The organism is Micromonospora sp. RTBAU3-60, assembly GCF_054963695.1.
Genome location: NZ_JBUEGB010000006.1, coordinates 79,832 through 102,311, shown reverse-complemented (window position 1 = coordinate 102,311; position 22,480 = coordinate 79,832). Strand labels below are relative to the sequence as shown.

Genomic DNA, 22,480 nt, shown 5'->3' with positions numbered 1-22,480 from the left:
CGGGGGCCGTCTCGCCGGCTCCCGACCCCACCCAATAGCTAAGCAGTACAGACGACGACATAGGGGACATAGTGCTCGACGTCAACTTCTTCGACGAGCTGCGCATCGGCCTCGCCACCGCCGACGACATCCGTCAGTGGTCCCACGGCGAGGTCAAGAAGCCCGAGACCATCAACTACCGCACCCTGAAGCCGGAGAAGGACGGGCTCTTCTGCGAGAAGATCTTCGGTCCGCAGCGGGACTGGGAGTGCTACTGCGGTAAGTACAAGCGGGTCCGCTTCAAGGGCATCATCTGCGAGCGCTGCGGCGTCGAGGTGACCCGCTCCAAGGTTCGCCGGGAGCGGATGGGTCACATCGAGCTGGCCGCTCCGGTGACCCACATCTGGTACTTCAAGGGCGTGCCGAGCCGGCTGGGCTACCTGCTGGACCTCGCCCCGAAGGACCTCGAGAAGATCATCTACTTCGCCTCGTACGTCGTGACGAGCGTGGACGCCGAGGCGCGTCACCGCGACCTCTCGACGATCGAGAACGAGATCCTGGCCGAGAAGCGGCAGGCCGAGAACAGCCGCGACTCGGAGATCGAGAAGCGGGCCGCCAAGCTCGAGGCCGACCTGGCCGAGCTGGAGGCCGAGGGCGCGAAGGCGGACGTCCGGCGCAAGGTCAAGGAGGGCGGAGAGCGCGAGATGCGCCAGATCCGCGACCGGGCCCAGCGCGAGATCGACCGCCTCGACGAGGTCCTCGACACCTTCCGCAAGCTCGAGCCCAAGCAGCTGGTCACCGACGAGCTGCTCTACCGCGAGCTGCGCGACCGCTTCGGCGAGTACTTCACCGGCAGCATGGGCGCCGAGGCCATCAAGGCGCTGGTCCAGAACATGGACCTCGACGCCGAGGCCGAGAGCCTGCGCGAGACCATCCGTACCGGCAAGGGCCAGCGGAAGATCCGGGCGCTCAAGCGGCTGAAGGTCGTCGCGGCGTTCCAGAACACCCGCAACTCGCCGCTCGGCATGGTGCTGGACTGCGTCCCGGTCATCCCGCCGGACCTGCGGCCGATGGTGCAGCTGGACGGTGGCCGCTTCGCGACCTCCGACCTGAACGACCTGTACCGCCGGGTGATCAACCGGAACAACCGCCTCAAGCGGCTGATCGACCTCGGCGCGCCCGAGATCATCGTCAACAACGAGAAGCGGATGCTGCAGGAGGCCGTCGACGCGCTGTTCGACAACGGCCGCCGCGGCCGGCCGGTCACCGGCCCGGGCAACCGCCCGCTGAAGTCGCTGTCCGACATGCTCAAGGGCAAGCAGGGCCGGTTCCGCCAGAACCTGCTGGGCAAGCGCGTCGACTACTCGGGCCGTTCGGTCATCGTGGTCGGCCCGAAGCTCAAGCTGCACCAGTGCGGCCTGCCCAAGCAGATGGCGCTGGAGCTGTTCAAGCCGTTCGTGATGAAGCGGCTGGTCGACCTCAACCACGCCCAGAACATCAAGTCCGCCAAGCGGATGGTGGAGCGGCAGCGGCCGGTCGTCTGGGACGTGCTGGAGGAGGTCATCGGCGAGCACCCGGTTCTGCTGAACCGGGCGCCGACCCTGCACCGGCTGGGCATCCAGGCCTTCGAGCCGCAGCTGGTCGAGGGCAAGGCCATCCAGATCCACCCGCTGGTCTGCACCGCGTTCAACGCCGACTTCGACGGTGACCAGATGGCGGTGCACGTGCCGCTGTCCGCCGAGGCCCAGGCCGAGGCGCGGATCCTGATGCTGTCGTCGAACAACATCCTCAAGCCGGCCGACGGCAAGCCGGTCACCATGCCCACCCAGGACATGGTCATCGGCCTCTACCACCTCACCCACCTCACCCCCGGTGGTGCGGGCGAGGGCCGGGCGTTCAGCTCGGACGCCGAGGCGCGGATGGCGTACGACAACGGCGAGCTGCACCTGCAGGCCCCGGTCAAGATCCGGCTGCGGGACATTGTCGGGGTCGACAACGGCGCCGGCGCCGAGCCGTGGGTCGCGCCCGAGGGCTGGGTCGAGGGCGAGCCGGTGACGGTGGAGACCACCCTGGGCCGGGTCCTGTTCAACGAGACGCTGCCGCCGGGCTACCGCTTCGTGAACTACGAGATCCGCAAGGGCCAGCTCTCCGCGATCGTCAACGACCTCGCGGAGCGCTTCCCGAAGGTGGCCCTGGCGGCCACCCTCGACGGGCTCAAGGAGGCCGGTTTCCACTGGGCCACCTGGTCCGGCGTCACCATCGGCATGGAGGACGTCATCGCTCCGCCGCGCAAGCGGGAGATCCTGGAGCGGTACGAGAAGGAAGCCGACCGGATCGACAAGCAGTACCAGCGCGGTCTGATGACCGCCGAGGAGCGCCGCGGCGAGCTCATCGAGATCTGGACCAAGGCGACCAACGAGGTCGCCAAGGAGATGGACACCGCGCTGCCGCAGGAGAACCCGCTGTGGAAGATGATCAACTCGGGTGCCCGCGGTAACCTGCTCCAGCTCCGGCAGATCGCGGCGATCCGTGGTCTGGTGGCCAACCCGAAGGGTGAGATCATCCCGCGGCCCATCAAGGCCTCGTACCGGGAGGGTCTGTCCGTGCTGGAGTACTTCATCTCCACGCACGGTGCCCGGAAGGGTCTCGCGGACACCGCCCTGCGTACCGCCGACTCGGGTTACCTGACCCGTCGTCTGGTGGACGTCTCGCAGGACGTCATCATCCGCGAGGAGGACTGCGGCACCGACCGCGCCATCCCGATGCAGATCGGCGAGCGGATCGACGGCAAGCTGGTCGTGCACGAGCACGCCGAGACCAGCGTGCACGCCCGTACCCTGGCCGACGACATCAAGGGGCCGGACGGCACCGTGGTGGCCGAGCGGGGTCAGGACATCAACTCGATCCTGGTCGACAGGATCGTCGCGGCCGGGGTGGAGACCGTCCGGGTGCGCAGCGTGCTCACCTGCGAGTCGAAGCTGGGCGTCTGCGGTGCGTGCTACGGCCGCTCGCTGCCGACCGGCAAGACCGTGGACGTCGGCGAGGCGGTCGGCATCATCGCCGCCCAGTCGATCGGTGAGCCGGGTACGCAGCTGACGATGCGTACCTTCCACACCGGTGGTGTCGCCGGTGAGGACATCACCCAGGGTCTGCCCCGGGTCCAGGAGATCTTCGAGGCCCGGGTCCCGAAGGGTAAGGCGCCCATCGCCGACACCCCGGGCCGGATCCGGATCGAGGACGGCGAGCGGTCGCGGAAGATCATCGTGGTGCCGGACGACGGCAGCGACGAGATCGTCTACGACAAGATCTCCAAGCGGGTCCGGCTGCGGGCCCACGACGGGGACCACGTCGAGGTCGGCGAGAAGCTCACCGAGGGCACCATCGACCCGCACGAGCTGCTGCGTATCCTCGGCCCGCGCGCGGTCCAGGTCCACCTGACCCAGGAGGTCCAGGAGGTCTACCGCTCGCAGGGTGTGCTCATCCACGACAAGCACATCGAGATCATCATCCGCCAGATGCTCAAGCGGGTGACGGTCATCGACTCCGGCTCGACCGAGTTCCTGCCGGGCGTGCTGGTCGACCGGGCGCTCTTCGAGTCGGAGAACCGCCGGCTCGTCTCCGAGGGCGGCGAGCCCGCGGCGGGCCGCCCGGTGCTGATGGGTATCACCAAGGCCTCGCTGGCCACGGACTCCTGGCTGTCGGCGGCCTCCTTCCAGGAGACCACCCGGGTGCTGACGGACGCGGCGATCCACGCCCGCAGCGACTCGCTGATCGGCCTCAAGGAGAACGTGATCATCGGTAAGCTCATCCCGGCCGGTACGGGCATCAGCAAGTACCGCAACGTTCGGGTCGAGCCGACCGAGGAGGCGAAGGCCAAGGTCTACTCGATGACCGGCTACCCGGAGACCGACTACGGCTTCGGGCCGGCCAGCGGCCAGGCGGTGCCGCTGGACGACTTCGACTTCGGGTCGTACCGCTAAGCACCAGCAACGACGAGGCCCCCGGCACCCGCCGGGGGCCTCGTCGCGTTCCTGGGTGCGCCATGTGGAGAATAGTCTCTCGAGAGAAAACTCTCGAGAGACTATTCTCGAAGCCATGCAGAACGACGAGCCGCGCACCCTCACCGACGCCCGCGAGCTTCGGGCGCTCAGTCATCCCGTACGGCTGGCCCTGATGGAGGCTCTCGGCGGCGGGCCGCTGACCGCCACGCAGGCCGGCGAGCTGATCGGGGAGACCGCGACCACCTGTTCGTTCCACCTTCGCCAGCTCGCCCGCTACGGCTTCGTGGAGGAGGCGGGCGGCGGCCGGGGCCGGGCCCGGCCCTGGCGGCTCACCCGGCGGGGCTGGTCCGCCCCGACCCGGCCGGAGGACCCCGACTGGACCCGCGCCTCGCAGGCCCTCGACCGGGTGCTGCTCGACCGGTACGTGCAGCGGCTGCGCCGCTTCCTCGACGACGCGCCCACCTACCCCCGCGACTGGTACCAGGCGGCCACCGGGCAGCAGCACCTCTTTCACCTCACGGCGGCGGAGCTGGCCGAGTTCGTCGCCGCGTACCAGGAGCTGGTGGCCAGGTTCACCGCGCGGTTCGACCAGCGGCGCACCGATTCCGCCGCCCGGCCGGCCGGGGCGCTACCGGTCGAGCTGCTTCTCTTCGGCTATCCCGTCCAGGCCCCGGAGGTTCCGGATGTCGGCTCGACGCCTGCTCGCTGACCGGCGCGCCCGCCGCTACCTCACCGGGCAGACTCTCTCCCTGATCGGCGACAGCTCGATGTGGCTGGCCTGCGGCATCTGGGCCAAGGAGTTGACCGGCAGCGACGGCGCGGCCGGCCTGACCTTTCTCTTCTTCACCATCCCGGCCTTGCTGGCCCCGTTGGCCGGGGTGCTCGCCGACCGGCTGCCGCGCCGCCGACTGCTGGTCGCGGCGAACCTGGCCGGCGCGGTCATCCTGCTCCCGCTGCTGGTCGTCCGCGGTCCCGGCGAGGTCGGCCTGATCTACGTGGTGATGTTCCTGTACGGGTGCCTGAACCTGGTCATCGAACCGGCCCAGTCCGCCCTGCTCGCCACCCTGCTCCCCGGTGACCTCCTCGGCACCGCCAACGCGTTCCTGCGTACGGTGCGCGAGAGCTTGCGCCTGCTCGCCCCGCTCGCCGGAGCCGGCCTGTACGCGTTGCTGGGCGGCGCGGCGGTGGCAGTGCTGGACATGGCGACCTTTCTCGGTGCGGCGGCGCTGCTGCTCAGCCTGCGAGCCCCCGACCCCGCCCCGGAACGTCCCGAACGCACAGGCGGCGTGCTGCGGCACTGGGCCGGGGAGGCGGTCGCCGGATTCCGGCATCTCGCGGGTCATCCGCTGCTCCGCCGGGTGGCACTGGCGTGCACCGTACTCGCCCTGGTCCTCGGCTTCGCCGAATCCACCGCGTACGCCGTCGTCGGCCGTGGCCTGCACCGACCCCCGGCGTTCCTGGGCGTGCTCCAGGCCGCCCAGGGGCTCGGCGCGGTCCTCGGCGGGCTGGGCAGCGCGGCGGCCGTCCGGCGGTTCGGCGAGGTACGCGTCGCCGCGGCGGCATTCCTGGCCTGGGCCGCCGGGGCGGCGCTGGCCACCGCCCCGCTGCTCGGCGTGGTCCTGGCCGGTCGGGTCGGCTCCGGCGTCGGCCTGACCGTCATGGCCATCGCGCTGCTGACCCTCCTCCAGCGCAGCACGCCCGACCGGCTCCAGGGCCGGGTGTACGCCGGCTTCGAGGCGACCACCACCGTGCCGCAGACCGCCTCGATCGGGCTCGGGGCTTACCTCATCGGGGTGCTCGACTACCGCGCGCTGCTGTTCACTCAGGCGGCCGTCGTGGTCCTCGCCGCACTGCTACTGCTCCGAGCCGACCGGCTGGCTCCGCCACCGGCTGCCGCACCGGTTTCCGAGCCGGCCCAAGCAGCCGGAGCTACCGAGCGCCGGCCGGCCCGTGCCGGGGCATGATGGACGGCATGACGACCGCGCCCGGGCAGGTGCCCGTCGCCCAGCAGGGGCCGCGCCATCCCCTCGACCCTGAGCCGGTCCGCTCGACGAAGGCCCGCGCCGTTTTCGCCCTGGGGCTGATCGGCGGGTTGACCGGGCTGTTCATCGGCGGCGTGGTGCCGTCGACCATCGCCCTGTGGCTCGCCCGGCAGGCCCGGCGGGAGGCGTACGCCTCGGGTGGGTTCCTCACCGGTGCGGACTGGCTGCGGCGCGGGGAGCGGCTGGCCTGGGCGGGTCTGGTGCTGTGTGCGGTCGCGGTGGTGGCGGCCGTGGTGATCGGGGTGGTCCGGCTCGCCGACGCCCCCTTCGGGCACGACTACCCCCCGAACGTCGACTGACCGGGCGGGGGCCCCGCGCCCGGACCCGCCGGCGGGAGCCGCGACGGTAGCCTGGCCGGTGTCCGCCGCGTGGCGGGTGAGTCGCGTCGACAGGAGGACCCCGTGACGGAACCGGCCCCATCGCCGGGGGACGACCCGACCCGGTCCGTCGCCGGGCCGGAGTCCGCCACGCCGGGCCCGGCACCCGCCAGCCCGTGGGCCGCGCCGAGGGTCGGGCCCGACGAGGGGTCGAGCACGTCGCCGGAGCCCGCCAGCCTGGGGTACGCCCCACCGCCGGTCACCCCGCAGTCGTCCCCGCCCGGGCCCTGGCCGCCGGCCGGGCCGTACCCGCCCGCCGGGCAGCAGCCCACGCCGCCCGGGCTGTACCCGCCCGTCCGGCCGTCGGCCCCGGGTGCCGCACCGGGCCAGCCGCCGGCTCCGCCCGGCGTTCCGCCCCACCACCGGGGGTACGCCCTGCCGACGGGACCCGGGCCGCACTGGGGCCCGCCGCCGCGTGTCGACGGATGGACACCGCCCGGGGCGTACCCGGGAAATGTGCCGGCCGGCGGCGGTGAGTGGGCGGCCCCGGGCAGCGTGCCGCCCGGCGGCGCCCGGGCGCCGGTGCCCCCGGCGGCCGCTCCCTGGCCAGGGGCGCTGCCGCCGCCCCCGCAGGAGGCCCCGCGCCCGCCGAAGCGGGTCGACCCGGTCCCCGGCACCCCGTTCGGTGTGGTCCATCTGGACGTGCCCCCGGTGGCCTCGGGGCTCGCCATCGGTTCACTGGTCACCGGGATCGCCTCGATCCTGGTGTCGCTGCTGGTCTTCTGCTTCGGCATCGCCGGGCCAAACTTCGGCGGAGCCTGGGCGGCCGGGGCGTTCACGGTGCTCGGCGCGCTCGCCGGCGCTGCCGCCGTCGTGGCCGGGCTGCTGGCCCGCCGGCAGATCGGGCGCCCGGCACCCCCGCCGGCGGTCCGGTTCACCGGGCGGGGACTGGCCGTGGCCGGTCTGAGCTGCGGGGGAGTGGGACTGGCGCTCAGCCTGCTCGGGCTCGGGGTGGCGCTGGTGGTGCAACTCACGTGAGCGGCGCCCGGCGGCCGGTCCGCCGGGCTGACCAGGGGCGACCGCCGCACGAGGGGATCCGGCGGTCGGGCGGAACCGGGGCCCTGAGGGTGATCCGTGGGGAAGCCGGTACACTTGTCACCGTAGGTGCCCGTTGCGGGCGGGCAGGAAAGACGCGATCGGCCGGTGGACCATCAGACGGGTTCGCGGACCGCTCGGTTTTGACCTGCGCGGCTGTGGTAGGTACCCTTTCCCCTTGTGCCCGGGCGCGCCCGGGCAATGCGTGCGTGCGCTGGACCCGGTCCCCGGTGATCGCGCGGCGGCACGACCAAGTCCAAGATCTGGCGTTTGGATTGTTCTGCGCCGGTGACAGAAACCCGGTACGACGTGTGAACGGCGCACCGGGACCGTGATGCGGGCGACACGCCCGACCGCGGGTGCTGGGACCCCCGTCAGGTGGCCCTGGTTGGAATGTAGGAGAGCCGTCCACCAGGTCGGCTAACGAGCAGACAGCGCGGTCGCCTCGCAGCGGCCGAAGGGAGCGGAGAAACCCGGTGCCCACCATTCAGCAGCTGGTCCGAAAGGGCCGCCAGGCCAAGACGACCAAGACCAAGACCCCGGCGCTGAAGGGGTCCCCCCAGCGGCGCGGCGTGTGCACCCGCGTGTACACCACCACCCCGAAGAAGCCGAACTCGGCGCTGCGCAAGGTCGCTCGTGTCAAGCTCAGCAGCCAGATCGAGGTAACCGCGTACATCCCGGGTGTCGGCCACAACCTGCAGGAGCACTCGATCGTGCTCGTCCGCGGCGGCCGGGTGAAGGACCTCCCCGGCGTGCGGTACAAGATCGTCCGCGGTTCGCTGGACACCCAGGGTGTCCGCAACCGCAAGCAGGCGCGCAGCCGTTACGGCGCGAAGAAGGAGAAGAGCTGACATGCCGCGTAAGGGACCCGCTCCGCGGAAGGCGCTGGTTGCTGACCCGGTGTACAACTCGCCGCTGGTCACCCAGCTCGTGAACAAGATCCTGCTGCGTGGCAAGCGTCAGCTCGCCGAGCGCATCGTGTACGCCGCCCTCGAGGGCTGCCGCGAGAAGTCCGGCACCGACCCGGTCGTCACCCTGAAGCGGGCGATGGACAACGTCAAGCCGACCCTTGAGGTGCGCAGCCGCCGCGTCGGTGGCGCCACCTACCAGGTCCCGGTCGAGGTCCGGCCCGCCCGGGCGACCACCCTGGGCCTGCGCTGGCTGGTCACCTACTCCCGCGCCCGGCGCGAGAAGACCATGATCGAGCGGCTGATGAACGAGCTGCTGGACGCGAGCAACGGCCTTGGTGCCGCCGTCAAGCGGCGCGAGGACACGCACAAGATGGCCGAGTCCAACAAGGCCTTCGCGCACTACCGCTGGTAACACCCTGGTTCCGGCGCTCACGAGGCGCCGGAACCGCCACCAGTTGTGTCGAGACGACGATAAGTAGGGATTGAAGTGGCCGCCGCAGACGCGCTCGCCAACGTACGCAACATCGGCATCATGGCGCACATCGATGCCGGTAAGACCACTACCACCGAGCGGATCCTGTTCTACACCGGTATCACCTACAAGATCGGTGAGGTCCACGAGGGCGCTGCCGTCATGGACTGGATGGAGCAGGAGCAGGAGCGCGGTATCACCATCACTTCCGCCGCCACGAAGTGCGAGTGGAAGGGCCACACGATCCAGATCATCGACACGCCCGGCCACGTCGACTTCACGGTCGAGGTCGAGCGGTCGCTGCGGGTTCTGGACGGTGCGGTCGCGGTCTACGACGGTGTCGCCGGCGTGGAGCCGCAGACGGAGAACGTCTGGCGCCAGGCGGACAAGTACAACGTCCCCCGGATGTGCTTCGTCAACAAGCTCGACCGGACCGGTGCCGACTTCTTCCGCTGCGTGCAGATGATGATCGACCGGCTCAACGCCACCCCGCTGGTCCTCCAGGTGCCGATCGGCGCCGAGGCCGACTTCGTCGGCGTGGTCGACCTGGTCGGCATGCGCGCCCTCACCTGGCGCGGGGAGACCCAGAAGGGTGAGGACTACGCGATCGAGGAGATCCCGGCCGAGCTGGCGGACACCGCTGCCGAGTGGCGCGAGAAGCTGCTGGAGACCCTGGCCGACGTCGACGACTCGGTGATGGAGAAGTACCTCGAGGGCGAGGAGCTCTCCGTCGAGGACATCCAGGCCGGCATCCGCCGCGCCACCATCGCCGGCAAGGCCAACCCGGTGTTCTGCGGCACCGCGTTCAAGAACAAGGGCATCCAGCCCATGCTCGACGCGGTGGTCGCCTACCTGCCGTCGCCGCTGGACATCCCGGCGATCGAGGGCACGGCGACCGACGGCGAGACCCCGATGCAGCGGAAGCCGTCGACCTCGGAGCCGTTCTCGGGCCTGGCCTTCAAGATCCAGACCGACAAGCACCTCGGCAAGCTCACCTACGTCCGGGTCTACTCGGGTGTGGTCGAGTCCGGGTCCCAGGTGGTCAACTCCACCAAGGACCGCAAGGAGCGGATCGGCAAGATCTACCAGATGCACGCCAACAAGCGGGAGGAGCGCAGCTCCGCCAAGGCTGGCGACATCATCGCGGTCCAGGGCCTGAAGCAGACCACCACGGGTGACACGCTGTGCGACCCGGCGAACCCGGTCATCCTGGAGTCGATGACCTTCCCGGAGCCGGTCATCGAGGTCGCCATCGAGCCGAAGACCAAGGCCGACCAGGAGAAGCTCAGCACCGCCATCCAGCGGCTGGCCGAGGAGGACCCGACCTTCCGCGTCAAGCTGGACGAGGAGACCGGCCAGACGGTCATCTCCGGCATGGGCGAGCTGCACCTGGACATCCTGGTCGACCGGATGCGCCGCGAGTTCAACGTCGAGGCGAACATCGGTAAGCCGCAGGTGGCGTACCGCGAGACCATCCGCCGCACGGTGGAGAAGGTCGAGTACACCCACAAGAAGCAGACCGGTGGTTCCGGCCAGTACGCCCGGGTCATCATCAGCCTGGAGCCGCTGCCGCTGGACAACGACTCGCCGACCTACGAGTTCGCGAACGCCGTCACCGGTGGTCGTATCCCCCGGGAGTTCATCCCCTCGGTGGACGCGGGCGCCCAGGACGCCATGCAGTACGGCATCCTCGCCGGCTTCCCGCTGGTGGGTGTCAAGCTGACGTTGGTGGACGGTCAGTACCACGAGGTCGACTCGTCCGAGATGGCGTTCAAGATCGCCGGTTCGATGGCGCTGAAGGAGGCGGCCCGCAAGGCCGACCCGGCGCTGCTCGAGCCGATGATGGCCGTTGAGGTCACCACTCCTGAGGAGAACATGGGTGACGTCATCGGCGACCTCAACTCCCGCCGTGGCATCATCCAGGCGATGGAGGAGCGCGGCGGTGCCCGCGTCGTCCGCGCCCTGGTGCCGTTGTCGGAGATGTTCGGCTACGTCGGCGACCTGCGGTCGAAGACCCAGGGCCGGGCTAGCTACAGCATGCAGTTCGACTCCTACGCCGAGGTTCCGCAGAGTGTGGCGAAGGAGATCATCGCCAAGGCGACTGGTGAGTGACGCTCACCTGAGCTGATCCGATGAGCCGGGGCTGGTCGCGGGAGGGATCTCCCGCCCGCGGCCACCTCGGGCGAGTTGTGTGAATCCGGGCCTGTAGGCTTCATCGCCGCAGAACCCACAAAGGCTCTCCGGCCGTCAGGTCGGAAAGGCTGTCGACAGAGTCCTAAGCGCCGACCTGGCGCGCCGGGGCGAACGAACCAAGAAAGTCCACAGGAGGACACCAGTGGCGAAGGCGAAGTTCGAGCGGACTAAGCCGCACGTCAACATCGGCACCATTGGTCACATCGACCACGGTAAGACGACGCTGACGGCGGCCATCACCAAGGTCCTGCACGACCAGTACCCGGACCTGAACCCGTACACGCCGTTCGACGAGATCGACAAGGCGCCGGAGGAGAAGGCCCGCGGCATCACGATCTCGATCGCGCACGTCGAGTACCAGACCGAGGCGCGTCACTACGCGCACGTCGACTGCCCCGGTCACGCCGACTACATCAAGAACATGATCACCGGTGCCGCCCAGATGGACGGCGCGATCCTGGTGGTGGCGGCGACCGACGGCCCGATGCCGCAGACCCGCGAGCACGTGCTGCTGGCCCGTCAGGTCGGCGTGCCGTACATCGTCGTGGCGCTCAACAAGAGCGACATGGTCGACGACGAGGAGCTCCTGGAGCTCGTCGAGCTCGAGGTCCGCGAGCTGCTCTCCTCGCAGGAGTACCCGGGTGACGACCTGCCGGTCGTCCGGGTCTCGGCGCTGAAGGCCCTCGAGGGCGACCCGGAGTGGACCGGGAAGCTCATGGACCTGATGAACGCCGTCGACACCGCGATCCCGCAGCCGGAGCGCGAGACCGAGAAGCCGTTCCTCATGCCGATCGAGGACGTCTTCACCATCACCGGTCGCGGCACCGTGGTCACCGGCCGCGCCGAGCGCGGCATCCTCAAGCCGAACGAGGAGGTGGAGATCGTCGGTATCCGCGAGAAGTCGCAGAAGACGGTCTGCACCGGCATCGAGATGTTCCGCAAGCTGCTCGACGAGGCCCGCGCGGGCGAGAACGTCGGCCTGCTGCTCCGCGGCATCAAGCGCGAGGACGTCGAGCGCGGCATGGTCGTCATCAAGCCGGGCACCACGACCCCGCACACGGAGTTCGAGGCGACGGTCTACATCCTCTCCAAGGAGGAGGGTGGCCGCCACACCCCGTTCTTCCAGAACTACCGTCCGCAGTTCTACTTCCGGACCACGGACGTCACCGGTGTCGTCACGCTGCCCGAGGGCACCGAGATGGTCATGCCGGGCGACAACACCACGATGACCGTGAAGCTGATCCAGCCCATCGCGATGGAGGAGAACCTCAAGTTCGCGATCCGGGAGGGTGGCCGTACGGTCGGCGCGGGTCGCGTCACCAAGATCATCAAGTGAGCTGGGTAACCCCGATTAGCGTCGCCGCCGGTCGTGCGGCATACTAGTCAGGTTGCGTAACGACGGTCAGTCGCCTGCGTCCGGTGTCTGCTGGACCTCCGGGTGACCGACAGTCTCGCGTAGGGTGGTTGATCGCCCCTGGCGGTCAACCACCCTCGCGCGGCGTCCAGGTCGCGGTAACGCGATCGGCGCCATGACCCACCGCGTGGTCGGAGAACCGCTTCGGAGTTCCGGGGCGGAGCCCGGCCCACGGGCGCGACACGCCCGACCGCGGGGGTCGGCGGAAGTGGGCCTGTGCCAGCCGGTGCAGGCGCCCGCAACACAGCGGCATCGAGAGAAGGAACAGAAGCCACCATGGCGGGACAGAAGATCCGCATCCGGCTCAAGGCCTATGACCACGAGGTCGTCGACTCCTCGGCTCGGAAGATCGTCGAGACGGTGACGCGTACCGGGGCGCAGGTCGCTGGCCCGGTGCCGCTGCCCACGGAGATCAACCGTTTCTGCGTTATCCGCTCGCCGCACAAGTACAAGGACTCGCGCGAGCACTTCGAGATGCGCACGCACAAGCGTCTGATCGACATCATCGACCCGACCCCGAAGACGGTCGACTCGCTCATGCGCCTCGACCTGCCGGCTGGCGTCGACATCGAGATCAAGCTGTAGGGACCGGACAAATGGACAGGCAAGTCAAGGGGATCCTGGGCGCAAAGCTCGGCATGACCCAGGTCTGGGACAACAACCGCGTTGTCCCGGTGACCGTGGTTCAGGCCGGCCCGTGCGTCGTGAGCCAGGTTCGTAGCGCCGACAAGGACGGTTACTCCGCGGTCCAGCTGGCGTACGGGGCCATCGACCCGCGCAAGGTCAAGAAGCCGATCGCCGGGCACTACGCCAAGGCGGACGTCGCGCCGCGCCGGCACATCGTCGAGCTGCGCACCGTCGACGCCGCGGACTACTCGCTGGGCCAGGAGGTCACGGTCGAGGAGTTCCCGGCCGGCGTCACCATCGACGTCACCGGCAAGACCAAGGGCAAGGGCTACGCCGGCCCGATGAAGCGGCACGGCTTCCACGGTCTGCGCGCCAGCCACGGTGTCGAGCGCAAGCACCGCTCGCCGGGCTCGATCGGCGCGTGCGCGACCCCGGGTCGCGTCTTCAAGGGCACCCGGATGGCGGGTCGGATGGGTGGCGTGCGCTACACCGTCCAGAACCTGACCGTCCAGGCGGTCGACACCGAGAACAACCTCCTGCTCGTCCGTGGTGCCATCCCCGGCCCCAAGGGCGCGCTGGTCCTGGTCCGTACCGCGGCCAAGACCAAGGTGAAGAAGGGCGGTGCGGCCAAGTGACCACCGTTGACGTCCTCAGCGTCGAAGGCACCAAGAGCGGCTCGGTCGAGCTGCCGGCCGACATCTTCGACGCCCAGGCCAACATCGCGCTGATGCACCAGGTCGTGGTGGCTCAGCTCGCGGCGGCCCGGCAGGGCACGCACAAGGCCAAGACCCGCGGCGAGGTCTCCGGTGGAGGCAAGAAGCCGTACAAGCAGAAGGGCACCGGTCGTGCCCGCCAGGGCTCGACCCGCGCGCCGCAGTTCGCCGGCGGTGGCGTGGTCCACGGCCCGGTGCCGCGCGACTACAGCCAGCGCACCCCGAAGAAGATGAAGGCCGCCGCCCTGCGTGGCGCCCTCTCCGACCGGGCCCGCGCCGGCCAGGTGCACGTCGTCGAGGCGTTCGTCTCGGGCGAGAAGCCGTCGACCAAGGCCGCGCTGGCCACGCTGGCGAAGCTGACCGACGCCCGGCGCGTCCTGGTCGTGCTGAGCAGCACCGACGAGCTGAACTGGGTGTCGCTGCGCAACGAGCCGCGGGTGCACCTGATCGAGGCCGGCCAGCTCAACACGTACGACGTGCTGGTCGCCGACGACGTGGTCTTCACCAAGGAGGCCCTGGACGAGTTCCTGGGCGTTCCCGCCGAGACCACCGAGGAGGGTGGCAAGTGAGCACGATCGCCGATCCGCGCGACATCATCGTCGCGCCGGTCGTCTCGGAGAAGAGCTACAGCGAGCTGAACCGCAACTGGTACACCTTCCTGGTGCACCCGGACGCGAACAAGACCGAGATCAAGATCGCGATCCAGCAGATCTTCAACGTCCGCGTCCTGACGGTCAACACGCTCAACCGTGAGGGCAAGCGCAAGCGCACCAAGACCGGCTTCGGTCAGCGCAAGGCCACCAAGCGGGCGATCGTGAAGCTGGCTGACGGTGACCGTATCGAGGCCTTCGGCGGCCCGGTCAGCTGAGGGGTGTAGACAATGGCTATCCGTAAGTACAAGCCGACGACGCCGGGACGGCGTGGCTCGAGCGTCGCCGACTTCGCCGAGATCACCCGGTCGACGCCCGAGAAGTCGCTGCTTGCTCCGCTGCCGAAGAAGGGCGGTCGCAACGCCCACGGCCGGATCACCACGCGGCACCACGGTGGCGGCCACAAGCGCCAGTACCGTCTGATCGACTTCAAGCGGGTCGACAAGGACGGCGTGCCGGCGAAGGTCGCCCACATCGAGTACGACCCGAACCGCACCGCGCGGATCGCGCTGCTGCACTACGCCGACGGCGAGAAGCGCTACATCATCGCGCCGAAGGACCTGAAGCAGGGCGACGCCGTCGAGTCGGGCCCGAGCGCCGACATCAAGCCGGGCAACAACCTGCCGCTGCGCAACATCCCGGTCGGCACCACGATCCACAACGTGGAGCTGCGCCCGGGCGGTGGCGCCAAGCTGGCCCGCTCGGCCGGCGTCGGCATCCAGCTGCTCGGCCGTGAGGGCGCGTACGCGACCCTCCGCATGCCGTCCGGTGAGATCCGGCGGGTCGACGTGCGCTGCCGCGCCAGCATCGGCGAGATCGGCAACGCCGACCAGTCGAACATCAACTGGGGTAAGGCCGGCCGGATGCGGTGGAAGGGCAAGCGCCCGACCGTCCGTGGTGTCGCGATGAACCCGGTCGACCACCCGCACGGTGGTGGTGAGGGTAAGACCTCCGGTGGTCGCCACCCGGTCAACCCGCAGGGTAAGCCCGAGGGCCGCACCCGTCGTAAGGGCCAGCCGAGCGACCGGCTGATCGTCCGCCGCCGCTACGCCACCCGCAAGCGCGGCTAACAGGAGAGCTGACAGATGCCTCGCAGCCTGAAGAAGGGCCCGTTCGTCGACGACCACCTGCTCAAGAAGGTGGAGACGCAGAACGACAAGGGCTCGAAGAACGTCATCAAGACCTGGTCGCGGCGCTCGACGATCATCCCCGAGATGCTCGGGCACACGATCGCCGTGCACGACGGACGCAAGCACGTCCCCGTGTTCGTGACCGAGGCCATGGTCGGGCACAAGCTCGGCGAGTTCGCGCTGACCCGCACGTTCAAGGGTCACGAGAAGGACGACCGGAAGAGCCGCCGGCGCTGACGCCGCGGGCATACGGATAGAGGAACAAGGGGTTACAGCGATGCCAGGAAAGGGCGACGCTCCGGTGCTTCCGGGCGCGCGGGCGGTTGCGCGGCACGTGCGCATCTCGCCGATGAAGGCGCGCCGGGTGGTCAACCTCGTCCGCGGCCTGCCCGCGAAGGAGGCGCTCACGGTGCTGCAGTTCGCGCCGCAGGCTGCGAGCGAGCAGGTGTACAAGGTGCTCGCGAGCGCGATCGCCAACGCGGAGAACAACGAGCGGCTGGACCCCGACGCGCTGCTCGTCAGCGAGGCGTTCGTCGACGAGGGCCCGACCATGAAGCGGTTCCGGCCGCGGGCGCAGGGCCGGGCGTACCGGATCCGCAAGCGCACCTGCCACATCACCGTGGCGGTCGAGGCGGTGGCGCCGGCCGCGCCGAAGAAGTCGGCGAAGAAGGCCGCCCCGGCCAAGCAGGCCGAGGCCGCTGAGGGGCAGAGCACGACGGAGGGTGCCGAGTAATGGGTCAGAAGGTTCACCCCACTGGGTTCCGGCTCGGCATCTCGACCGACTGGAAGTCCCGCTGGTTCGCGGACAAGCTCTACAAGGACTACATCGGCGAGGACGTCAAGATCCGCCGGATGATGTCCAAGGGCCTGGAGCGCGCCGGCATTTCCAAGGTCGACATCGAGCGCACCCGGGACCGGGTCCGCGTCGACATCCACACCGCCCGGCCGGGCATCGTCATCGGCCGTAAGGGTGCGGAGGCCGACCGGATCCGGGGCGAGCTGGAGAAGCTCACCGGCAAGCAGGTTCAGCTGAACATCATCGAGGTGAAGAGCCCCGAATCGGACGCACAGCTGGTCGCCCAGGGCGTCGCCGAGCAGCTGTCCAGCCGGGTCAGCTTCCGTCGGGCCATGCGCAAGGCGATGCAGTCCGCGATGAAGAACCCGGTCTGCAAGGGCATCCGGGTGCAGGTCTCGGGCCGTCTCGGTGGCGCCGAGATGAGCCGGACCGAGTTCTACCGCGAGGGCCGGGTTCCGCTGCACACGCTGCGGGCCAACATCGAGTACGGCTTCTTCGAGGCCCGTACCACCTTCGGCCGGATCGGCGTGAAGGTCTGGATCTACAAGGGCGACGCCGTCCCGGGCCGGGAGGCTCCGGCCGAGGCCGGTCCGTCCCGCCCGCGCCGTGAGCGCGGCGAGCGTCCCGAGCGGCCGCGCCGCGGCCGGTCGGGTTCGTCCGGCACGACTGCCGGTGGCACCGAGGCCGGCCGGGCTGCCGCGACCACCATCGCGCAGCAGGCCGAGACGCCGAGCGGCGAGCCGATCGACAGCGGTGCTGTCGCCGCGGCTGCTTCGACTCCGGCAGAAACGCAGCAGGAGGGCTGACAGATGCTGATGCCGCGCAAGCCCCCGAAGGGCTTCCGCAAGCCGCACCACCCGGACCGCCACGGCGCGTCCAAGGGTGGCAACCGGGTGGTGTTCGGCGAGTTCGGGATCCAGGCTCTCGAGCCGGCGTACGTGACCAACCGTCAGATCGAGGCGGCGCGTATCGCGATGACCCGGCACATCAAGCGTGGTGGCAAGGTCTGGATCACGATCTTCCCGGACCAGGCCATCACCAAGAAGCCGGCGGAAACCCGGATGGGTTCCGGTAAGGGTTCGCCCGAGTGGTGGGTCGCCAACGTCAAGCCGGGGCGGGTCCTCTTCGAGATGTCCTTCCCCAACGAGCAGATCGCGCGAGAGGCGATGCGTCGCGCGATCCACAAGCTCCCGATGAAGTGCCGCATTGTTACGCGCGAAGTGGGTGAATCCTGATGGCAGCGGGCGTCAAGGCCTCCGAGCTGCGTGAGCTCTCCGAGGAGGAGCTGGTCACGAAGCTGCGTGAGGCGAAGGCGGAGCTGTTCAACCTCCGCGTGCAGGCCGCAACCGGGCAGCTGGACAACAACCGGCGGCTGCAGGTCATCCGTCGGGAGATCGCCCGGATCTACACGATCATGCGTGAGCGTGAGCTGGGTCTCTCGGCCGCGCCGACTGAGGTGACTGCATCATGAGTGAGAACACCACCGCCACCGCGCGGGCCCGCCGCAAGGTGCGTGAGGGCCTCGTGGTCAGCGACAAGATGGATAAGACCGTCGTGGTCGAGGTCGAGGACCGGGTCAAGCACGCGCTGTACGGCAAGATCATGCGCCGGACCAGCAAGCTCAAGGTCCACGACGAGCAGAACTCCGCCGGGATCGGCGACCGGGTCCTGATCATGGAGACCCGGCCGCTCTCCGCCACCAAGCGGTGGCGGCTCGTGGAGATCCTCGAGAAGGCCAAGTAGCGAAGGCTCGAGCTCGGCCGGCATCGGTCGGGCGCAGGTTCCGCCAGGCTCCGGCCGCCTGTGGGCGGCCGGAGAACCGGCAGACATAGGAGATAGACGTGATTCAGCAGGAGTCGCGACTGCGCGTCGCCGACAACACGGGTGCCCGGGAGATCCTGTGCATCCGGGTTCTCGGTGGCTCCGGTCGGCGCTACGCGAGCATCGGCGACGTCATCGTGGCCACGGTCAAGGACGCGATCCCCGGTGCCGGTGTGAAGAAGGGCGACGTCGTCAAGGCCGTCGTCGTTCGCACCGCCAAGGAGAGGCGGCGGCCGGACGGCTCGTACATCCGCTTCGACGAGAACGCCGCCGTCATCATCAAGGACGGTGGGGACCCGCGCGGTACCCGCATCTTCGGCCCGGTGGGCCGCGAGCTGCGGGACAAGCGGTTCATGAAGATTATTTCCCTCGCGCCGGAGGTGTTGTGACCGTGAAGGTCAAGAAGGGCGACACGGTCGTCGTCATCGCCGGCAAGGACAAGGGTGCCAAGGGTAAGGTCATCGCGGCCTACCCGCGGCAGGACAAGGTCCTGGTCGAGGGCGTGAACCGGGTCAAGAAGCACACCCGCATCAGCACCACCCAGCGTGGCGCCAAGACCGGTGGCATCGTCACCCAGGAGGCCCCGATCCACGTCTCGAACGTGCAGGTCCTGGACTCCGACGGCAAGCCGACCCGCGTCGGTTACCGGATCGACGAGAACGGCCAGAAGGTCCGCATCGCGCGTAGCACCGGTAAGGACCTGTGATGACCACGGCTACCGAAACCAAGACCATGCCGCGCCTCAAGGAGCGGTACCGCAACGAGATCGTGGCCCAGCTGCGCGAGCAGTACAACTACGGCAACCCGATGCAGGTGCCGCGGCTGGTCAAGATCGTCGTCAACATGGGTGTCGGCGAGGCCGCTCGGGACGCCAAGCTGATCGACGGCGCCGTCCGCGACCTGGCCACCATCACCGGCCAGAAGCCGCAGGTGCGGCGGGCGACCAAGTCCATCGCGCAGTTCAAGCTTCGTGAGGGCATGCCGATCGGCGCGAAGGTCACCCTGCGCGGCGACCGGATGTGGGAGTTCCTGGACCGGCTGCTGTCCATCGCGCTGCCGCGTATCCGCGACTTCCGCGGCCTCGACGGGCGCAAGCTCGACGGGCACGGCAACTACACGTTCGGTCTGACCGAGCAGTCGGTGTTCCACGAGATCGACCAGGACAAGATCGATCGCCAGCGGGGCATGGACATCACGGTGGTCACGACCGCCACGACCGACGACGAGGGCCGGGCGCTGCTCAAGCTCCTGGGCTTCCCGTTCAAGGAGAACTGAGATGGCCAAGAAGGCGCTGATCCTCAAGGCGGCCGCGAAGCCGAAGTTCTCGGTTCGCGCGTACACCCGCTGCCAGCGGTGCGGGCGTCCGAAGGCGGTCTACCGCAAGTTCGGTCTCTGCCGGGTGTGCATCCGGGAGATGGCCCACCGCGGTGAGCTGCCCGGCGTGTCCAAGGCTTCCTGGTAATAGCTATTGCTCTTCGCCGTAGGCCCCGGGCGTGCCCGGGGAACCGCGGCGAGAAAGGCTGACGAATTCCATGACGATGACCGACCCGATCGCAGACATGCTCACGCGTCTGCGTAACGCCAACCAGGCGTACCACGACCGGGTGACGATGCCCTACTCGAAGATCAAGGCGAACATCGCCGAGGTCCTCAAGGCCGAGGGTTACATCGCCACCTGGTCGGTCGAGGAGCCCGAGGAGGGCGCCGTCGGCAAGCGACTGGTCGTCGAGCTGAAGTACGGCCAGAACCGGGAGCGGAGCCTGGCCGGCATCAAGCGCGTGTCCAAGCCCGGTCTGCGGGTTTACGCCAAGTCGGACGGGCTCCCGCGGGTGCTCGGCGGGCTGGGTGTGGCGATCATTTCGACGTCCCAGGGGCTGCTCACCGACCGGCAGGCCCGCAAGCGGAGCGTTGGCGGGGAAGTCCTCGCCTTCGTCTGGTAACGGGAGACAGGTAGAAATGTCGCGTATTGGACGTAAGTCGATCCCGGTGCCAGCCGGCGTCGACATCACGATCGACGGCCAGACCGTCAAGGTCAAGGGCCCGAAGGGCGAGCTGACCCACGTCCTCGCCGAGCCGATCACGGCGGAGCGGGGCGAGGACGGTGCGCTGCACGTCAACCGGCCGAACGACGAGCGCAAGGCCAAGGAGCTGCACGGCCTGAGCCGTACGCTGGTCGCCAACATGATCGTCGGCGTGACCGAGGGCTACCGCAAGAGCCTCGAGATCGCCGGCACCGGTTACCGCGTCACCGCCAAGGGCAAGGACCTGGAGTTCGCGCTCGGGTTCTCGCACCCGGTGCTGGTGCCGGCGCCGGAGGGCATCACCTTCACGGTGGAGCGGCCGACGCTGTTCCACGTGGCCGGCATCGACAAGCAGCAGGTCGGCGAGGTTGCCGCCAACATCCGGAAGATCCGCCCGCCGGAGCCCTACAAGGGCAAGGGCGTCAAGTACCAGGGCGAGGTCATCCGCCGCAAGGCTGGAAAGGCAGGTAAGAAGTGAGCGCCACGCTGCTCAAGCGCCGCCGCGGCGTCGCCGCCAAGCGTGCCGTCGGGCGTGCGCGTCGGCACTTCCGGGTCCGCAAGAACATCAGCGGCACCGCCGAGCGTCCCCGCCTGGTCGTCACCCGCTCCCTGCGGCACATGGTCGCCCAGATCGTGGACGACACCAAGGGTCACACCCTGGCGTCGGCCTCGACCCTGGACGCCTCGCTGCGCGGCGCCGAGGGCGACAAGAGCGCCCTGGCCGGCAAGGTCGGCGCCCTGCTCGCCGAGCGGGCCAAGGCCGCCGGCATCTCGAAGGTCGTCTTCGACCGCGGTGGCAACCGGTACGCGGGGCGGGTCGCCGCGCTTGCCGACGCCGCCCGCGAAGCCGGGCTCGAGTTCTAGAAACCCCGTCACGAGAGAGAAGGAAGGCTGCTGATGCCAGGTCAACAGCGCCGTGGCGGCGGGTCCGGTGGCAACGAGGGTGGTCGCCGCGACAACCGCCGTGAGGGCGGCCGCGGAAACGCGCCCGTCGAGAAGACCCCGCACCTCGAGCGGGTCGTCGCGATCAACCGCGTCGCCAAGGTCGTGAAGGGCGGTCGTCGCTTCAGCTTCACCGCCCTGGTGATCGTGGGCGACGGCGACGGCACCGTCGGCGTGGGCTACGGAAAGGCCAAGGAGGTGCCCGCGGCGATCGCCAAGGGTGTCGAGGAGGCCAAGAAGCACTTCTTCAAGGTGCCGCGGATCGGCGCCTCGATCCCGCACCCGGTGCAGGGCGAGGACGCGGCCGGCGTGGTGCTGCTCAAGCCGGCCTCGGCCGGTACGGGCGTCATCGCCGGTGGTCCGGTGCGTGCCGTGCTGGAGTGCGCGGGCATCCACGACGTGCTCTCCAAGAGCCTCGGCTCGTCCAACCCGATCAACATCGTGCACGCCACGGTGGCGGCCCTGAAGGCGCTCGAGTCGCCGGAGGCGGTCGCGGCCCGTCGTGGCCTGCCGGTCGAGGACGTCGCGCCGGCCGCGATGCTGGCGTCCCGGGCGGGGGTGGCGTCCTGATGGCGCGCCTGAAGGTCACCCAGGTCCGGTCCGAGATCGGGACCAAGAAGAACCAGCGTGACTCGCTGCGTTCGCTCGGTCTCAAGCGGATCAACGACGTGGTGGTCAAGGAGGACCGGCCGGAGATCCGGGGCATGATCTTCACGGTCAACCACCTCGTGAAGGTCGAGGAGGTCGAGTAATGACGATCAAGGTCCACCACCTGCGTCCGGCGCCGGGGGCCAAGACCGAGAAGACCCGCGTGGGTCGCGGTGAGGGCTCCAAGGGCAAGACCGCCGGCCGCGGTACCAAGGGTTCGAAGGCCCGGAAGAACATCTCGCCGGCGTTCGAGGGTGGGCAGATGCCCATCCACATGCGCCTGCCGAAGATGAAGGGCTTCAAGAACAAGTTCAAGGTCGTCTTCCAGGTGGTCAACCTGGACCGGCTCGCCGAGCTCTTCCCGAACGGCGGCCAGGTCGGCCCGGTCGAGATGGTCGAGGCCGGCGCGGTCCGCAAGGGCCAGCCGGTCAAGGTGCTCGGCACCGGCGACCTCGGCGGAGTGGCGCTCCAGGTGTCGGCGCACGCGTTCAGCGCGTCGGCCAAGGAGAAGATCGCCGCTGCCGGTGGCTCGGTCACCGAGCTGTAAGGCACGACACATGGCGCCCGCTCAGTTCCGCGTGACTGGGCGGGCGCCACGGTCTACCTGGCGAATGTGCGCCGGGTAACATCGGATTCGTTTTATGTAGCCGGGCACATCTGCCCCGACCGGGATCGGGCTGTTAGAGTCCCATCCCAGCTATGGATATC

30 protein-coding genes are annotated in these 22,480 nt (G+C 69.3%); all 30 read left to right on the top strand.

Annotation, left to right across the window (positions count from 1 at the left end; genetic code table 11):
• Positions 1–71 precede the first annotated feature (71 nt).
• Positions 72–3,959 carry a DNA-directed RNA polymerase subunit beta' gene (locus ACY34I_RS08370; RefSeq protein WP_148793459.1) on the top strand — a complete coding sequence of 1,296 codons (3,888 nt, stop codon included), beginning with the start codon at positions 72–74 and terminating at the stop codon, positions 3,957–3,959.
• A gap of 115 nt (positions 3,960–4,074) precedes the next feature.
• Complete coding sequence (locus ACY34I_RS08365; RefSeq protein ID WP_462753996.1) at positions 4,075–4,689, top strand: ArsR/SmtB family transcription factor; 615 nt, start codon at positions 4,075–4,077, stop codon at positions 4,687–4,689.
• Positions 4,664–5,944: an MFS transporter gene (locus ACY34I_RS08360; protein WP_462753994.1), complete on the top strand. Its 1,281-nt coding sequence runs from the start codon at positions 4,664–4,666 to the stop codon at positions 5,942–5,944. Before ACY34I_RS08365 ends, ACY34I_RS08360 begins: the two co-directional genes overlap by 26 nt.
• Positions 5,945–5,952: 8 nt before the next feature.
• Positions 5,953–6,321: a hypothetical protein gene (locus ACY34I_RS08355; RefSeq protein ID WP_148793461.1), complete on the top strand. Its 369-nt coding sequence runs from the start codon at positions 5,953–5,955 to the stop codon at positions 6,319–6,321.
• Between the two features lie 633 nt (positions 6,322–6,954).
• The gene (locus ACY34I_RS08350; protein WP_462754155.1) at positions 6,955–7,377 is read left to right on the top strand and encodes a hypothetical protein; all 423 of its coding nucleotides are present in this window, start codon (positions 6,955–6,957) and stop codon (positions 7,375–7,377) included.
• A gap of 533 nt (positions 7,378–7,910) precedes the next feature.
• Positions 7,911–8,285 (top strand): 30S ribosomal protein S12, encoded by a 375-nt coding sequence (gene rpsL, locus ACY34I_RS08345; protein WP_007465318.1) that lies wholly within the window; start codon positions 7,911–7,913, stop codon positions 8,283–8,285.
• 1 nt (position 8,286) lies between these two features.
• Positions 8,287–8,757 carry a 30S ribosomal protein S7 gene (rpsG, locus tag ACY34I_RS08340; RefSeq protein WP_462753992.1) on the top strand — a complete coding sequence of 157 codons (471 nt, stop codon included), beginning with the start codon at positions 8,287–8,289 and terminating at the stop codon, positions 8,755–8,757.
• Positions 8,758–8,832: 75 nt separating this feature from the next.
• Entirely contained in the window at positions 8,833–10,929 is a 2,097-nt protein-coding gene (fusA, locus tag ACY34I_RS08335) for an elongation factor G (RefSeq protein WP_462753990.1), read from the top strand.
• A 223-nt stretch (positions 10,930–11,152) separates the two neighbouring features.
• Positions 11,153–12,346, top strand: a complete 1,194-nt coding sequence (tuf, locus tag ACY34I_RS08330) for an elongation factor Tu (protein ID WP_148793465.1) — start codon at positions 11,153–11,155, stop codon at positions 12,344–12,346.
• 354 nt (positions 12,347–12,700) lie between these two features.
• Positions 12,701–13,009 carry a 30S ribosomal protein S10 gene (gene rpsJ / locus ACY34I_RS08325; RefSeq protein ID WP_007073037.1) on the top strand — a complete coding sequence of 103 codons (309 nt, stop codon included), beginning with the start codon at positions 12,701–12,703 and terminating at the stop codon, positions 13,007–13,009.
• A gap of 11 nt (positions 13,010–13,020) precedes the next feature.
• Positions 13,021–13,686, top strand: a complete 666-nt coding sequence (gene rplC, locus ACY34I_RS08320) for a 50S ribosomal protein L3 (RefSeq protein ID WP_148793467.1) — start codon at positions 13,021–13,023, stop codon at positions 13,684–13,686.
• Positions 13,683–14,333 (top strand): 50S ribosomal protein L4, encoded by a 651-nt coding sequence (rplD, locus tag ACY34I_RS08315; protein WP_148793469.1) that lies wholly within the window; start codon positions 13,683–13,685, stop codon positions 14,331–14,333. Before rplC ends, rplD begins: the two co-directional genes overlap by 4 nt.
• Positions 14,330–14,632: a 50S ribosomal protein L23 gene (gene rplW, locus ACY34I_RS08310; protein ID WP_073834931.1), complete on the top strand. Its 303-nt coding sequence runs from the start codon at positions 14,330–14,332 to the stop codon at positions 14,630–14,632. Before rplD ends, rplW begins: the two co-directional genes overlap by 4 nt.
• Positions 14,633–14,644: 12 nt before the next feature.
• Positions 14,645–15,484 (top strand): 50S ribosomal protein L2, encoded by an 840-nt coding sequence (gene rplB / locus ACY34I_RS08305; RefSeq protein WP_148793471.1) that lies wholly within the window; start codon positions 14,645–14,647, stop codon positions 15,482–15,484.
• 15 nt (positions 15,485–15,499) lie between these two features.
• Entirely contained in the window at positions 15,500–15,781 is a 282-nt protein-coding gene (rpsS, locus tag ACY34I_RS08300) for a 30S ribosomal protein S19 (RefSeq protein WP_007073032.1), read from the top strand.
• A gap of 40 nt (positions 15,782–15,821) precedes the next feature.
• Entirely contained in the window at positions 15,822–16,277 is a 456-nt protein-coding gene (gene rplV, locus ACY34I_RS08295; RefSeq protein WP_073834929.1) for a 50S ribosomal protein L22, read from the top strand.
• Positions 16,277–17,146, top strand: a complete 870-nt coding sequence (gene rpsC, locus ACY34I_RS08290) for a 30S ribosomal protein S3 (RefSeq protein ID WP_148793473.1) — start codon at positions 16,277–16,279, stop codon at positions 17,144–17,146. The genes rplV and rpsC overlap by 1 nt, the downstream gene beginning before the upstream one ends.
• 3 nt (positions 17,147–17,149) lie before the next feature.
• On the top strand, positions 17,150–17,575 hold the full coding sequence (gene rplP / locus ACY34I_RS08285) for a 50S ribosomal protein L16 (protein ID WP_148793475.1): 426 nt from the start codon (positions 17,150–17,152) through the stop codon (positions 17,573–17,575).
• A complete protein-coding gene (rpmC, locus tag ACY34I_RS08280; protein WP_007073028.1) occupies positions 17,575–17,811 on the top strand; it encodes a 50S ribosomal protein L29 in 237 nt (78 codons plus the stop codon). The genes rplP and rpmC overlap by 1 nt, the downstream gene beginning before the upstream one ends.
• Complete coding sequence (gene rpsQ, locus ACY34I_RS08275) at positions 17,808–18,083, top strand: 30S ribosomal protein S17 (protein WP_091125141.1); 276 nt, start codon at positions 17,808–17,810, stop codon at positions 18,081–18,083. Before rpmC ends, rpsQ begins: the two co-directional genes overlap by 4 nt.
• A gap of 98 nt (positions 18,084–18,181) precedes the next feature.
• Positions 18,182–18,550, top strand: coding sequence for a 50S ribosomal protein L14 (rplN, locus tag ACY34I_RS08270; protein WP_007465279.1), 369 nt, complete (start codon positions 18,182–18,184; stop codon positions 18,548–18,550).
• A complete protein-coding gene (rplX, locus tag ACY34I_RS08265; protein WP_172896341.1) occupies positions 18,547–18,867 on the top strand; it encodes a 50S ribosomal protein L24 in 321 nt (106 codons plus the stop codon). Before rplN ends, rplX begins: the two co-directional genes overlap by 4 nt.
• On the top strand, positions 18,867–19,436 hold the full coding sequence (rplE, locus tag ACY34I_RS08260) for a 50S ribosomal protein L5 (RefSeq protein ID WP_111134441.1): 570 nt from the start codon (positions 18,867–18,869) through the stop codon (positions 19,434–19,436). The genes rplX and rplE overlap by 1 nt, the downstream gene beginning before the upstream one ends.
• Position 19,437: 1 nt before the next feature.
• Positions 19,438–19,623 (top strand): type Z 30S ribosomal protein S14, encoded by a 186-nt coding sequence (locus tag ACY34I_RS08255; RefSeq protein WP_007073023.1) that lies wholly within the window; start codon positions 19,438–19,440, stop codon positions 19,621–19,623.
• Positions 19,624–19,693: 70 nt separating this feature from the next.
• A complete protein-coding gene (rpsH, locus tag ACY34I_RS08250) occupies positions 19,694–20,101 on the top strand; it encodes a 30S ribosomal protein S8 (protein ID WP_013288624.1) in 408 nt (135 codons plus the stop codon).
• 16 nt (positions 20,102–20,117) lie between these two features.
• Positions 20,118–20,660, top strand: coding sequence for a 50S ribosomal protein L6 (gene rplF, locus ACY34I_RS08245; RefSeq protein ID WP_148793477.1), 543 nt, complete (start codon positions 20,118–20,120; stop codon positions 20,658–20,660).
• Positions 20,657–21,046: a 50S ribosomal protein L18 gene (rplR, locus tag ACY34I_RS08240; protein ID WP_366598247.1), complete on the top strand. Its 390-nt coding sequence runs from the start codon at positions 20,657–20,659 to the stop codon at positions 21,044–21,046. Before rplF ends, rplR begins: the two co-directional genes overlap by 4 nt.
• Positions 21,047–21,079: 33 nt before the next feature.
• Complete coding sequence (gene rpsE, locus ACY34I_RS08235) at positions 21,080–21,694, top strand: 30S ribosomal protein S5 (protein ID WP_073834922.1); 615 nt, start codon at positions 21,080–21,082, stop codon at positions 21,692–21,694.
• Positions 21,694–21,876, top strand: a complete 183-nt coding sequence (rpmD, locus tag ACY34I_RS08230; RefSeq protein WP_013473693.1) for a 50S ribosomal protein L30 — start codon at positions 21,694–21,696, stop codon at positions 21,874–21,876. The genes rpsE and rpmD overlap by 1 nt, the downstream gene beginning before the upstream one ends.
• On the top strand, positions 21,876–22,319 hold the full coding sequence (gene rplO / locus ACY34I_RS08225; protein WP_462753980.1) for a 50S ribosomal protein L15: 444 nt from the start codon (positions 21,876–21,878) through the stop codon (positions 22,317–22,319). Before rpmD ends, rplO begins: the two co-directional genes overlap by 1 nt.
• The last annotated feature ends 161 nt before the right edge of the window (positions 22,320–22,480 follow it).

What these genes read in the sequence shown, in the direction of transcription:
- rplV (WP_073834929.1), top strand. Translation starts at nt 15,822, where the DNA reads ATGCCAGGAAAGGGCGACGCTCCGGTGCTTCCGGGCGCGCGGGCGGTT.
- rpsQ (WP_091125141.1), top strand. Translation starts at nt 17,808, where the DNA reads ATGAGTGAGAACACCACCGCCACCGCGCGGGCCCGCCGCAAGGTGCGT.
- rplE (WP_111134441.1), top strand. Translation starts at nt 18,867, where the DNA reads ATGACCACGGCTACCGAAACCAAGACCATGCCGCGCCTCAAGGAGCGG.
- ACY34I_RS08365 (WP_462753996.1), top strand. Translation starts at nt 4,075, where the DNA reads ATGCAGAACGACGAGCCGCGCACCCTCACCGACGCCCGCGAGCTTCGG.
- rplP (WP_148793475.1), top strand. Translation starts at nt 17,150, where the DNA reads ATGCTGATGCCGCGCAAGCCCCCGAAGGGCTTCCGCAAGCCGCACCAC.
- rpmC (WP_007073028.1), top strand. Translation starts at nt 17,575, where the DNA reads ATGGCAGCGGGCGTCAAGGCCTCCGAGCTGCGTGAGCTCTCCGAGGAG.
- rpsH (WP_013288624.1), top strand. Translation starts at nt 19,694, where the DNA reads ATGACGATGACCGACCCGATCGCAGACATGCTCACGCGTCTGCGTAAC.
- rplF (WP_148793477.1), top strand. Translation starts at nt 20,118, where the DNA reads ATGTCGCGTATTGGACGTAAGTCGATCCCGGTGCCAGCCGGCGTCGAC.
- ACY34I_RS08355 (WP_148793461.1), top strand. Translation starts at nt 5,953, where the DNA reads ATGACGACCGCGCCCGGGCAGGTGCCCGTCGCCCAGCAGGGGCCGCGC.
- rpsJ (WP_007073037.1), top strand. Translation starts at nt 12,701, where the DNA reads ATGGCGGGACAGAAGATCCGCATCCGGCTCAAGGCCTATGACCACGAG.
- rpsE (WP_073834922.1), top strand. Translation starts at nt 21,080, where the DNA reads ATGCCAGGTCAACAGCGCCGTGGCGGCGGGTCCGGTGGCAACGAGGGT.
- rplC (WP_148793467.1), top strand. Translation starts at nt 13,021, where the DNA reads ATGGACAGGCAAGTCAAGGGGATCCTGGGCGCAAAGCTCGGCATGACC.
- rpmD (WP_013473693.1), top strand. Translation starts at nt 21,694, where the DNA reads ATGGCGCGCCTGAAGGTCACCCAGGTCCGGTCCGAGATCGGGACCAAG.
- rplO (WP_462753980.1), top strand. Translation starts at nt 21,876, where the DNA reads ATGACGATCAAGGTCCACCACCTGCGTCCGGCGCCGGGGGCCAAGACC.
- rplB (WP_148793471.1), top strand. Translation starts at nt 14,645, where the DNA reads ATGGCTATCCGTAAGTACAAGCCGACGACGCCGGGACGGCGTGGCTCG.
- ACY34I_RS08255 (WP_007073023.1), top strand. Translation starts at nt 19,438, where the DNA reads ATGGCCAAGAAGGCGCTGATCCTCAAGGCGGCCGCGAAGCCGAAGTTC.
- ACY34I_RS08360 (WP_462753994.1), top strand. Translation starts at nt 4,664, where the DNA reads ATGTCGGCTCGACGCCTGCTCGCTGACCGGCGCGCCCGCCGCTACCTC.
- rpsC (WP_148793473.1), top strand. Translation starts at nt 16,277, where the DNA reads ATGGGTCAGAAGGTTCACCCCACTGGGTTCCGGCTCGGCATCTCGACC.
- rpsG (WP_462753992.1), top strand. Translation starts at nt 8,287, where the DNA reads ATGCCGCGTAAGGGACCCGCTCCGCGGAAGGCGCTGGTTGCTGACCCG.
- rpsS (WP_007073032.1), top strand. Translation starts at nt 15,500, where the DNA reads ATGCCTCGCAGCCTGAAGAAGGGCCCGTTCGTCGACGACCACCTGCTC.